The organism is Vreelandella neptunia, from assembly GCF_000712975.1.
GTDB lineage: Bacteria > Pseudomonadota > Gammaproteobacteria > Pseudomonadales > Halomonadaceae > Vreelandella > Vreelandella qaidamensis.
The window spans coordinates 27,613-40,367 of record NZ_JHQL01000007.1; the positions used below are offsets into that span (position 1 = coordinate 27,613).

At 48.6% G+C, this 12,755-nt stretch carries 9 protein-coding genes; 6 read left to right on the forward strand and 3 right to left on the reverse strand.

Features of this window, described 5'->3' with window-relative positions:
* The first annotated feature begins 262 nt into the window (after positions 1 to 262).
* The 5 genes from CR46_RS0116985 to CR46_RS0117010 all read left to right on the forward strand — a co-directional run bounded on the left by CR46_RS0116985 (position 263) and on the right by CR46_RS0117010 (position 5,554).
* Positions 263 to 1,099, forward strand: coding sequence for a manganese catalase family protein (locus CR46_RS0116985; RefSeq protein WP_030074698.1), 837 nt, complete (start codon positions 263 to 265; stop codon positions 1,097 to 1,099).
* 37 nt (positions 1,100 to 1,136) lie between these two features.
* The gene (locus CR46_RS17895) at positions 1,137 to 1,490 is read left to right on the forward strand and encodes a DUF892 family protein (protein WP_420038472.1); all 354 of its coding nucleotides are present in this window, start codon (positions 1,137 to 1,139) and stop codon (positions 1,488 to 1,490) included.
* 1,278 nt (positions 1,491 to 2,768) lie between these two features.
* Positions 2,769 to 3,566 (forward strand): Crp/Fnr family transcriptional regulator, encoded by a 798-nt coding sequence (locus CR46_RS0117000; RefSeq protein ID WP_030074700.1) that lies wholly within the window; start codon positions 2,769 to 2,771, stop codon positions 3,564 to 3,566.
* Between the two features lie 209 nt (positions 3,567 to 3,775).
* A complete protein-coding gene (gene thpD, locus CR46_RS0117005) occupies positions 3,776 to 4,759 on the forward strand; it encodes an ectoine hydroxylase (protein ID WP_030074702.1) in 984 nt (327 codons plus the stop codon).
* A 129-nt stretch (positions 4,760 to 4,888) separates the two neighbouring features.
* Entirely contained in the window at positions 4,889 to 5,554 is a 666-nt protein-coding gene (locus tag CR46_RS0117010; protein WP_030074704.1) for a fumarylacetoacetate hydrolase family protein, read from the forward strand.
* A 114-nt stretch (positions 5,555 to 5,668) separates the two neighbouring features.
* Here CR46_RS0117010 and speA read toward each other — a convergent pair whose 3' ends face one another.
* Both speA and CR46_RS0117020 read right to left on the reverse strand, forming a co-directional pair.
* On the reverse strand, positions 5,669 to 7,588 hold the full coding sequence (speA, locus tag CR46_RS0117015) for a biosynthetic arginine decarboxylase (protein WP_030074706.1): 1,920 nt from the start codon (positions 7,586 to 7,588) through the stop codon (positions 5,669 to 5,671).
* The gene (locus CR46_RS0117020) at positions 7,588 to 8,544 is read right to left on the reverse strand and encodes a homoserine kinase (protein ID WP_030074708.1); all 957 of its coding nucleotides are present in this window, start codon (positions 8,542 to 8,544) and stop codon (positions 7,588 to 7,590) included. The genes speA and CR46_RS0117020 overlap by 1 nt, the downstream gene beginning before the upstream one ends.
* A gap of 174 nt (positions 8,545 to 8,718) precedes the next feature.
* Here CR46_RS0117020 and polA point away from each other — a divergent pair, with 174 nt between their 5' ends.
* Complete coding sequence (gene polA / locus CR46_RS0117025) at positions 8,719 to 11,493, forward strand: DNA polymerase I (protein WP_030074710.1); 2,775 nt, start codon at positions 8,719 to 8,721, stop codon at positions 11,491 to 11,493.
* A 129-nt stretch (positions 11,494 to 11,622) separates the two neighbouring features.
* On the opposite strand, the gene CR46_RS0117030 is transcribed toward polA, so the two are convergent.
* A complete protein-coding gene (locus tag CR46_RS0117030) occupies positions 11,623 to 12,648 on the reverse strand; it encodes a Fe(3+) ABC transporter substrate-binding protein (RefSeq protein WP_030074712.1) in 1,026 nt (341 codons plus the stop codon).
* Positions 12,649 to 12,755: the final 107 nt, after the last annotated feature.

A 12,755-nucleotide genomic window follows, 5' to 3' on the forward strand; every position in this document is an offset into this window, starting at 1 on the left:
AATAGCTCATAAAATATTGATTAAGTCTGACTTTTGTTTTTATAAATATTAAAAATTACGCACTTTATGCATCACTGCTTGATTACCCCTTTTAGTTGACTAACCTAAAATTTCTTGAGCAATAAAAGCTTTCATATGATGCGAAGATAATATGATGGCAAGTAAAATGCTGAGTTCTATCTGCCGTTTCCTCAAGGAAAAAGACTCTTATTAATAAGTATGAGTTTTTGTCGAGTGGTAATAAGCCAAGGAGAGTAGCGCGATGTTTCATCACTCTGGAAAACTACAGTATCCCGTTAAAGTCGATAAGCCTAACCCTGAGTTTGCTATGTTGCTACAACAAGCAATTGGCGGTATTGAAGGCGAAATACGGGTTGCCATGCAGTATTTCTTTCAGGCAATGGGCGCGCGTGGAGATGATCGTATTCGTGACATGCTTATGTCCACGGCAACGGAAGAGCTCTCGCATATCGAAATGTTGGGACATGCGGTAGCGCTAAACTTAGAAGGGGCGCCCGTTTCTTATCAAGAGGCGACTGCCAAAGACCCCGTTATGAATGCCATCTTAGGCGGAGCTAATCCTCGTCATCTCTTGTCGTCCGGGCTTTCAGCGATGCCGGTAAATTCAAATGGCGTGCCTTTTGATATGAGCCATGTGTACGCCACCGGCAATATTGCTGCAGATATGCTGGCTAATGTCACAGCAGAGGCAGGTGGCCGAGTATTAGCATCACGGTTGTATAACTGGACTGATGATCATGGCATGAAAGATTTTTTATCTTTCTTAATCGCTCGTGATACCTATCATCAGCAACAGTGGTTGGCTGTTATTGAAGAGTTGGGTGGTATTGAGAAACAGCTACCAATTCCTAATTCGACGCCAGAAGACAATGAGGCGATGCAGCACTCTTATTATTACTTAAATACTTTGCTGGATAAGGAAGCCCCACAAGGGCGCTGGTCGCAAGGTCCTTCATTGGATGGACGCAGTGAATACAGCGTGCGTAACCAGCCTGCACCGGAAGGCCAAGAACCTAGCCTAGGCCAAGCAAAAGAGAAATCTGGCGCGCAAAAAGAGCAAATTGATCCCGCTAAATAAACGTTACCATGCTGCTTGTTAATAAGGAGGCTGCACGATGGAAACCAAGTATTTAGAAAATTGGTTACGCGATGCTCATGCTATGGAAAAGCAAGCAGAAGAAATGTTGAAATCACAGGCTAAACGCTTAGAGCATTACCCAGCGCTGCGGGCTAGGATTGATCAACATCTGGAAGAAACCACCCATCAATCTGACAAGCTTGAGCGTTTAATGACCGAACTGGGTATTGATACGTCAGCACTTAAAGACATGGGGGGTAAGCTTTCTGCCTTTGGTCAAGCGCTGGGTGGAATGATGGCTGGTGATGAAGTGGTAAAAGGGGGGATCGCCAGTTATGCCTTTGAATGCTTCGAAATTGCCAGCTATAAAGCGCTGATCGCAGCATCTTGATGAAACCACCCGCTCTTTTTTAGCCCGTGCCGATGATGACAATGTCCAAGCTAAGAAGTAAATCTGATTGAACCGGCCCCCGTTGTTTAACGGGGCCGGTGCTGTTTAAAGTGCCTTTATGTTTAAAGCGCCTTTATGTTTAAAGCGCCTTTATGTTTAAAGCGCCTTTATGTTTAAAGCGCCTTTACCTTGCTAAACTATCCCTTAGTTCTGAGCCTCTACCACCCCCGGTATTGTTTACTGGGGTTTTTAAACGTATGAGAAGTTACCCACTCTTTAAGGAACGTGTAACGAGGTTATGTATTAAAGGAAAGTGCCTTATAGATGTTCTCGCTGTACTTTAGAAGATCAATTTTTAGAAAAAACGCGAAAAGAGTTTTCATAATCATCAAGCTGTGCATGAACGTAAAAGTGTGTTTCATCACACGTGAAGGCAGTATGAGTATAAATTTCCGTATCTCAGTCATCACGCTTGAAATGGCTTTCCGTAAGGGTTTCAGCACGTGCCGATGTGAAGTCATCCGTCACTTACTATAGTACTCTCATGCACTGCGGTGAATGTCAGTCCCGTTTCATTAATTCGAAAACGCCCTTGGTCGTTGCTTTGTCCGTTGGCGCATACAGGTAAGCAGTTGTCCACTCTTCGCGTTGATCACCAGGTAAGTCAGGAGTTGCTGCATAGGAGCACTATTTACCTGCCGACATACCCACACTAATGGGCGACTGTAAACCCATCGTTGGGGAGGCGAGAGTCAGGTAATGGTTTAAAGATGCAATTTTTTTGCCTCTCTTTTAATATTATTAAAAATACTTTATTTATTTTTTAATATTCTATTTCATATCAAATTAGTTAAATTAATTTGTAGACATTTTTGATGCTTTCACCGGTATCCTTAAGTTTTTAAGGTGTTTTAATTATTTTAAATTTATTTAACTTGCATATGAATATTTTGTTTTTTTAATTTTAATGGCTTATCAAGCTATTTTGATATTTATGAGATTTCGTATACTAAAGTATTGTGTTTGGTTTTAACAAAAGTTAAATTATATGTTTATAATTTATTTTGATAGCTTAAGTTAAGAGTTATTCTTGTTTAATATTTTATAGTTGACTATATTTTTTAAGCGCTGACGACGTGTTTTTTATACGGATTGTTGTGCAGTCTCGTTGGTTTGGATAGCTATTGTCTAACTAATTGTTTAGCTAAATTTATCTAACTAATTTTATCTAACTAATTTTATCTAACTAATTTTATCTAACTACAATGGAGTGTAGAGATGAACAAATTGGCTGTAAGTGATTGCTCCCCTTTAACGAGTAATGGTGACATTGGCGGAGTGATTAACGGACACCGTAACAGCATAAATGTGGCAGATATTTTAAATTTGTACGGGAAAGTTGGTAGTTCTTCATTTGAAGAGTTATCACAGCTGAAGCAGAAAACTGTCGAGCTAAAGAAAAATCAACAGTTTTTCTCGGTATGCGAGGGGCGGGCTGATATTTTTGTTTTAAGAGAGGGGTGGGCTAGTCTTTCCCATGCAGCAGGTGCTAGAGGGCAAGATATTTGTAATGTTTTTATGCCTGGCGATGTTATTGGTCTGCGCGAAAGTTTTTTTGAAAATCATGATGTTGTTATTCATTCGGTGACTGATTGTGAGTTTCTAAAAGTTTCTGCTGAAGGGTTACATAAATTATTTAAAAATAATGATGAAATTAGGAATGCAATTATATCCTATGTCATGATTAATGATAATATTACGTTGGAGCGTTTAAGGAGCTGTACTCATCATCGTTCTGAAGGGCGCGTTGCGCACTTTTTGCTTGAAATATATTTTAGGTTTAAGTTTAAAGGACTTTTGGAAGGTGATGTTTTTGATTTTTCCATAACGCAAGAGGTGGTGGGTGAGCTGCTTGGTATCACAAGTGTTCATGTTAGCCGTTGTATGACAGCGCTTGAGCAAAAGAAGTATATTCGAAAAACGCGTAATAGTATTAAGCTTTTAGAGCCAGAAGAGATGGCTAGAAACACGGAATTTGATAGAGATTTTATTTATGGGTGTGTGTGTTTGAATTAACTATAATCAAAGTTTGTTGATTTTTTGTTGTAGGTGTTATGTGGTTTTTAAGGGTGGTGGTTGGATTTCATAACACACGTTATAAATCGACTTGTATAGGTTGCAAGAAGTAAACTTTTAGCTATCCTACTGTTTGCGTTATATGAAGATGAAGACATAGAGTTTGTTTTCCAATGATCTGAAATTTAATCATACAAGGAGTGGATTAGATGACAGTCAGCAATTACCCCCTCACTACCATTACTGCCCATAAGCAGTACAGTGAAATGACGGATATGCCCTCAGCACAACGTTCAACAGTGCGAGATGCTTACCCAACTCGCTTAGCCTCAGCTCCAGCTTCACTAACCCAGCCGCGCCGTGATGCGGTGGTGAAAGGGCGTGAGCTGTCAGGGCCGTTGTCTCAAGAACAGCTTGATGAATTTGAGCGCAAAGGTTTTTTGTTTATTCCCAACCTTATTTCGGGTGAAGAGCTTGAAGCGCTTCGTAAAGAAATGAAGTCACTGATGAACAACGATGCTTATCGTGATAAGGAATTCAGTGTTACTGAGCCAGAAAGCCACGAAATTCGTTCGCTGTTTGCCGTGCATAAGCTTTCTGAACGATTAGGCCAGCTGGCGAGTGATGAGCGGTTAGCAGGTGCTGCCCGGCAAATTATTGGTGATGATCCTTACGTGCATCAGTCACGGATTAATTATAAGCCAGGCTTTGCGGGTAAAGGGTTCAATTGGCACTCTGACTTTGAGACGTGGCACGCAGAAGACGGTATGCCGAACATGCACGCCGTTAGCGCCTCGTTGATCTTAACTGACAATCATGAGTTTAACGGCCCACTGATGCTGATTCCCGGTTCTCATCTGGAATTTGTGCCCTGCTTGGGAGAAACGCCGGAAGATAACCATAAAAGCTCGCTTAAAGCACAAGAGGTTGGCGTTCCTAGCCCTGAAGCGTTAACTCAGTTGGTGTCTAAATACGGCATTGAAGCGCCAAAAGGCAAAGCAGGAGGCTTGTTGCTGTTTGACTGCAATACACTGCATGCGTCTAACGCTAATTTGTCGCCTGACCCACGTAGTAACGTATTCTTTGTGTTTAATCGTCCGGATAATCGCTGTGTTGCTCCGTTTGCTGCACCGAAGCAGCGCCCTAGCTTTCTGGCGCATGGGGCTGACGATCGTTGGGCGCCCGACGCATAATCTAACGTATCACTAGTGGTATGTATGAAAAGCTGTGGAAGAGATTGTGGAACATACGCATAGCTAGGGTAGACTGTTGCGCCTGTCGTTGCGAATGCGGCACGCATAATGAGAAGGAGAAGACCCGCCATGCGTTTTGTTCCACAGTTTACCGATGGCCAGGAGTTTCCCCACGCGTTGGGCAAAGTCGTCTGCGTCGGCCGCAATTATGCCGACCATGCCAAGGAATTGGATAACCCGGTTCCCAGTGAACCTCTGTTATTTATGAAACCCGCCACGAGCGTGGTGGATTTGAGCAAACCCCTTAATCCGCCGTTTTCCAGGGGGGATGTGCATTATGAAGTCGAACTCGCGCTGTTAGTGGGAGAGACCCTAACCCACGCTACCCAAGATGAAGCTGAGCGTGCTATTGCAGGCATCGGCTTGGCGATGGATTTAACACTTCGTGATGTACAAACCAAGCTAAAAGAGAAAGGCCACCCCTGGGAAATTGCAAAGGCGTTTGATGGTGCTTGCCCGCTATCATCATTTTTGCCGCTAACCCGTATACCCAATTGGAATGCGTTAGCCTTCACCCTTGAAATTGATGGTGAAGAGCGTCAACACGGGGAGGGGGCTGATATGATCTTTGCGATACCAACGCTGGTAGCAGAGATGAGTCGCCACTTCACACTAGAACCTGGCGACGTTATTTTGACAGGTACGCCTGCGGGTGTTGGTGAATTGCCGCGTGGTGCCTCGCTGCGCTTAACGCTGACCGGCGGGTTAGACATTACCACTAGCGTTGTAGAATAGGTGATGGCGCTAAGTAGTTAAGTGTCAGTAGTTAAACGCAAGCAATTAAGCAAAAGGCCACTGACATTGTCGGTGGCCTTTTCGTTGCCGTGGTTAACGTTCGCTGCCTCAGTGCTACTCTAAGTAGGTGTAACCCTCTAGGCCTTCGCTCAGGCTAGCGGCAAATGTTGCCTGCTCTTGGGTAGAAAAACCGCTAGTGATCAGTTGCTCGGTGAGTTTTTGCTTTAGCACTCGTGCATCAAAATTCACATAGGCTAAAACATCGGCTACGGTATCGCCTGCCTGTAAGTTAGAAAGTACCCACTCGCCATCCTTTCCTAGTGCAGCATCGACTGAATCGGTATCGCCGAATAGGTTATGCAAGTCGCCGAGAATTTCCTGATAAGCACCGACCAAAAAGAAGCCTAACCAACGTTCGTCGTCGCTTGCCCATTCAGGCAGAGGGAGCGTGCTTTCCACGCCCTGGCCATCCACATAGCTATCAATACGGCCATCAGAGTCGCAGGTGATGTCCTGAATCACTGCGCGGCGGGTAGGGGGCTGGTCTAGGCCGCTTAGTGGCAGAACAGGAAAAATCTGCTCGATTCCCCAAACGTCTGGCACCGACTGGAAGAGTGAGAAGTTGACGAACAGCTTATCGGCCAACTTTTCAGCGAGCTCATCCATAATTTCCCGGTGGGCGCGGTTACGGGTGTCGAGCTGTCCGCGTAAGCGTGCACAGGCAGCCATATAGAGCCGCTCGCCTTCGGCGCGGGCATTGATATTACTTAATCCCAGTACGAAGCGGTCTTGCAACTCACTTACCGCTTGCAGAAGATCGTGCCAAGCTTCCACTAGAACGCGAGGCTCTTGGCTCTCGGCTAACTGCTCAAAAACTCGCCAGAGTGCTTCTACCTGGGGGTCTTCCTGGGAGGAGCGCTCTGGCGGCGAAGCATTTACGCGCTCTTCACCAATCACGTTAGTGATCAACACAGCATGGTGAGCTGTTAGGGCGCGGCCTGATTCGCTAATCAGGTGAGGCTGGGGAAGATCAGCTTCCTGACACAGCTGTGCAAAGGCACTAACTACGTTACGCGCATACTCCTGCATAGAGTAGTTGGCCGAGCAGTAGCTGCGTGAACGAGTGCCTTCATAGTCGATTCCTAAACCACCGCCAACATCGACGGTATCAATCGGCGCACCCAGGCTCATCAGGTTTTGGTAGAAACGGGCGCATTCCCGAAGGCCGCGCTGAATGTCGCGAATATTGGCAATTTGCGAGCCAAGGTGGAAGTGCACCAGCTGTAGACTTTCTAGCGCATTTTGATCGCGCAAGGTCGCGACTACATCAAGGATTTGGCTGGCTGTCAGGCCAAACTTTGATTTCTCGCCACCCGTGTTTTGCCATTTACCTTTACCCACTGAAGCTAGCCGTGCCCGCAAGCCAATGCGCGGTGTGACATCCAGCTCACGAGCCTCTTCTAAAATAAGCTCCAGCTCTGAAAGCTTCTCTACCACCAGGTAAACGCGGTGCCCTAGCTTTTCACCCAGCAGCGCTAGGCGCACGTATTCACGGTCTTTATACCCATTACAGACGATGAGCGAGGAGCCGCCATCAGACAGCGCCAATACTGCCAATAGTTCTGGCTTACTACCGGCTTCCAATCCTACACGGCCATTGCCACGTTCGGAGGTAGCGAGTATTTCTTCCACCACGCGGCGCTGCTGATTGACCTTAATTGGATAAACCGCCGTATAGCCGCCCTGGTAGTCGATATCCTGCATCGCGATATCAAATGCACCGCACAGTTGCTCTACTCGGTCGTGCAGAATATCGCTAAATCTGACTAACACTGGCAACCGCAGCCCTGCAGCTTGCAGCTGGCGCACAAGCCCACTAAGCGGTAGGGCTGGCCCTTCAGCGTCACTGCCTAGCGGACGAACCAACGCGTGTCCGTGGTCATCCACGTCAAAGTAGCCGCTACCCCATTGGTCGATATTCCATGTGCGTCGGGCGCGCAAGGCCGGGGTGCTGGTGGTCACCGATTCAATCATCAAGGAACCTCTGGGAGCGGAAGTGCGCCAAATGCGATGCGCGCTTTTAAAATGGTCCGGAAACGCTCAGGGTCATGAGGCGTTAGGTCATGGGCAGGTGGATCAACATAAACGACCAGCAGGCGCGATAGCCAATACCGCAGCGCGGTCATGCGCAGCATGATCGGCCATAGCGCACGTTCATCTGCTGTGAGAGGGCGACGCGCCTGGTAAGCGCTAAGAATGGCCTCATAACGATCAGCGTTTAAGGTGCCATCCTCATTAGTTGCCCAATCGTTAATGACAATAGCCAGATCAAACAGCAAATCACCTGTGCAACCATTGTAAAAATCGATAATGCCGCCTAGCTGGTCGCCTTCAAACAGCGTGTTATCACGGAACAAATCGCCGTGAAGAGCTCCTTGAGGTAGCTCGCCGTGCTGGCTAAACGCACTTTCGAAGTCATCAACCTCATCTTTCATCAGCGTCTGATCATCAGGGCTAATATACGTTAGCACCTTGTGATGCACTGCTCGCAGCCAGTGAAGATCGCGCGGATTGGGTCGATGGCCAGGAAAACGTTGGGAGACAACATGCAAATGCCCCAGCGTATTGCCCAGCGCTTGGCATTGGGCAAGGTTAGGCGCACTAGGGTGCTTGCCCGGCAAGCGCGGAAATAGCAGCGCAGGTTTGCCCGCCAGACTGTGTAGCGCGATACCTTCACGGTCATGAATGGTACCGGGCACCGGTAAACGGTGTTCGTCCAAATAATCCAACAAATCGACGAAAAACGGCAACTCCTCATGCTCGCCCTGCTCAAACAGGGTTAGCACCAGCTCACGACGATCGGTGGTTACAAAAAACGTTGAGTTTTCTGTACCGCCAGCTACGCCTTGTAGCGAAACGAAGCTGCCTACATCAAATTTTTCTAAAAACGCGGCGACCTGAACGTCGCTCAGCGGAGTAAATACAGCCATGAGAATCTCGCCCAGGTTGCTAAGCCCTTTATTGTAGCGGCTTGCAGGGTCAGTTGGCAGCGTTGTGTGAGGTTGAAATGCGTTATTCGTAGCGGTTGTTTCTGCAGCCAGTGACGTGAACGCGTATCATAGCCAATAGACTTTCTTACTGTGTTGCTAACAATGGAATTGGTTATGGCCCGTGCCCCTATCGTGCTTGTCGATGGCTCCTCGTACCTATATCGCGCCTTTCACGCGCTACCACCGTTAACGACCTCTAGCGGCCAGCCCACAGGAGCTGTGAAAGGCGTCTTGAATATGCTCAAGCGTCTGATCAAAGATTATCCCGAAAGCCCAATGGCTGTGGTGTTTGATGCGCCAGGAAAAACCTTTCGCGATGAGATGTATAGCGACTATAAAGCCCACCGGCCGCCCATGCCGGACGATTTGCGCAGCCAAATTAAACCGCTACATGCCTGTGTAAAAGCACTAGGCTTACCGCTTCTGTGTATTGAAGGGGTGGAAGCCGATGATGTGATTGGCACTCTGGCTCACCATGCCACCCAGGCTGGCCGTGATGCGGTGATCTCGACCGGCGATAAAGATATGGCACAGTTGGTAAACGCCCATATTACGTTGGTTAATACCATGAAAGAGGAAACGCTCGACGAAGCGGGTGTTAAAGAAAAATTTGGTCTCCCTCCAGCGCTGATTATTGATTTCTTGGCCCTGATGGGTGACAAGGTTGATAACATTCCCGGCGTGCCGGGGGTGGGCGAAAAGACTGCCATTGGTCTATTACAAGGCATGGAAGGTGGTTTAGAGACAATTTATGGTGATCTGGAACGCGTCAAAACGCTTAGTTTCCGTGGCGCGAAAACGTTACCGAAGAAGCTTGAAGAGCACCGTGAGCAGGCCTTTCTCTCTTATCAGCTAGCAACCATTAAGACCGACTGCGACCTACCCGTGGGGCTGGATGACTTGGATATTGCGCATCCAGACCGCGAAGCGCTGGTGGAACTCTATAAAGAGATGGAGTTTAAGCAGTGGTTGGCTGAGCTGCTGGCAGGCAACGACGAGGGTGTTGATGACGTTAAGGGTGGCGAGCCCGCGCCTAATAATGCCGATATTGATACGGCCGATAATACCGCGACCGCTAGCCAGCGCGATGACCATATCATTGTAGAGCAAGCTGAGTTTGATGTGTGGTTAGCGCGTTTGAAGAAAGCCGAGCGTTTTTGCTTCGATTTAGAAACCACTAGCTTGAATTATATGGACGCCGATATTGTAGGCGTTGGTTTGGCACTTGAAGCCGGTGAAGCCGCCTATATCCCCCTGGCCCACGACTACCTGGATGCGCCCGCGCAGCTTGATCGCCAACAGGTACTACAGGCGTTGAAGCCGCTACTGGAAGATCCTAAAAAAACCAAGATCGGCCAGAACCTTAAGTACGATATTTCCGTGCTAGCAAACTATGATATTGGTGTGGTGGGCCCGCTGGCCGACACCATGCTCGCTTCTTACGTACTGAACTCCACCGCCACTCGCCACGACATGGATTCGCTGGCGCTGAAGTATCTGGGCGAAAAAACCATCTCCTTCGAAGAGATCGCAGGAAAAGGGGCGAAGCAGCTCACGTTTAACCAGATTGCCTTAGAGCAAGCGGTTCCTTATGCCTGTGAAGATGTGGATATCACGTTGCGGCTGCAAGACATACTGCGTCCCCAGGTTGAAAGGGAAGGGCGTTTAGCAGAGGTGCTGGATCACCTTGAATTACCACTGATTAACGTGCTGTCGCGGATTGAGCGCAATGGCGTGGCGTTGGATGCCGAGCGCCTCCACGAACAGAGCCAGCAACTAGAGCGACGTATTCGCGAGCTTGAGAGTGAAGCGTTTGAGCTAGCAGGTCGTGAGTTTAACCTTGGTTCACCCAAGCAGTTGGGGCAGATTCTGTTCGAAGAGCAGAAGATTCCGGTGATCAAGAAAACCCCCAAAGGCGCGCCCTCAACCGCCGAAGCAGTGCTAGAAGAGCTGGCGCTAGATTATCCGTTGCCCAAGGTGATTATGCAGCACCGTGGGTTGGCAAAGCTGAAATCTACCTATACCGATAAGCTACCGCGCCTGCTCAATAAAACGACGGGGCGGGTGCATACCAGCTATCACCAAGCGGTAACAGCGACAGGGCGTCTCTCGTCATCTGACCCTAACTTGCAAAACATACCGATTCGTACAGAAGAGGGGCGCAAAATCCGCCAAGCGTTTGTGGCGCGTCCAGGCTATCGCATTGTGGCGGCCGACTACTCGCAAATTGAGCTGCGCATTATGGCGCACCTGTCTGAAGATAAAGGCTTGTTAAGTGCTTTTGCAGAAGGGCGAGATATCCACACCGCAACTGCCGCTGAAGTGTTCGGTACCGCGCTTGAAAAGGTTTCTGCCGATCAGCGGCGCAGCGCCAAAGCCATCAACTTTGGCCTGATTTACGGCATGAGTGCCTGGGGCTTGTCACGCCAGCTGCATATTGACCGCAACCAGGCGCAAACTTATATCGACCGCTATTTTGACCGTTATCCTGGCGTTGCTCGCTATATGGATCGTATTCGCACCCAGGCCGCGGAAGATGGCTTTGTAGAAACCGTGCTAGGGCGGCGTTTGTACCTACCCGAGATCCACTCGCAAAACCGCAACCGCCGTCAGGGCGCTGAGCGCACTGCGATTAATGCGCCCATGCAGGGCACGGCAGCAGACATTATTAAGCAGGCGATGATTGATGTTGATGCTTGGCTTGCTGAAGGCGATTTCGATGCACTCATGGTCATGCAGGTACACGATGAGCTAGTGTTTGAAGTGGCCGACGCGCAAGTTGAGGCGTTTATCGAGCAGGTCCAAACACGAATGCAAGCCGCCGCGACCCTAAACGTGCCACTGATTGTTGAAGCGGAAAGCGGTGCTAACTGGGATGAAGCCCACTAGTATTAAGCCCGCTAGGCTAAGTAAGGCTTAAACGTTACGGGCTCGTAATCGATAATCTAACACAAAACACCTGCAGCTAAGCTGCAGGTGTTTTTTAGTACAGGCTTGTGGCCCAAAGGGCCACAGCGCTTAACGCCAGCTTACGCGATCAAAAATACGGATCGCTTCTGGGTTGTTCTCGCCCAAGATGCTGATGTTGATATCGTCTTTGGTGAAATCACCCCAAGATTCGAGCACCGGATTTTTCTTGATGCCTTCAACAACAGGGAACTCGTAGTTGCGATCAGCCAGTACTTCCTGAGCTTCGTCAGAGGCTAAGAACTCCAGGAAGCGAATGCCGTTTTCTGGGTTCTGTGCGTTAGCCACCAAGCCTGCACCGCCAACGTTAACGTGGGTGCCGCGATCATCCTGATTGGGGAAAATCATCCCTACTTTGCGTGCCGCTTCGCGGTCAGCGTCGTCATCAGAATGTAGCAGACGAACGTAGTAGTAGTGGTTCGCAACTGCCAAGTCACACTCGCCGCTTGCAACGCCAAGAATCTGGTCGGTATCACCGCCTTCTGGATCGCGTGCCATGTTGCTAACAACGCCTTCAGCCCACTCTTGCGCGCCTTCTTCGCCGTGATGCTCAATCATTGAGGCGAGCAGCGACTGGTTGTAAATGTTGTTGGAAGAACGGATACATACTTGGCCTTCAAACTGCGGGTCGGCCAGATCTTCGTAAGTAGCAATTTGGCTAGGGTCAAAGTTCTCGCGGTTGTAGAAAATAACCCGTGCACGCTGGCTAAAGCCAAACCACAAACCTTCAGGGTGACGCATTGATTCTGGCAGGCGCTCGTTAAGCACGTCCGAGTCTACGCTTTGAAAAAGGCCATCCTGCTCGGCGCGCCATAGGCGACCCGCGTCAACGGTGAGCATTACGTCAGCAGGACTCGCAATGCCTTCACGCTGCATGCGCTCCATCAACTGGTCGGAATCGCCCTCTAGTACGTTAACCTCGATCCCGGTCTCTTCTGTGAACGCTTTGTAGAGAATCTCGTCAGAATCGTAATGGCGAGCGGAGTAAATGTTGACTTCGTTGGCGAGCGCGCTACCTGCAAAAGCAGAACCTGCCATGATGGCAGCTACGGTAGCCGTGAGACGTGCTTTTTTCATAACAAACACCCTGAATGTTTATGATAATAAGTTGCATTAGCGACATCGCGTATTGAAACGCTTCTCTCGGTTGGCGTCAAGTTAAATGCTAATGAAACGCATCCTCT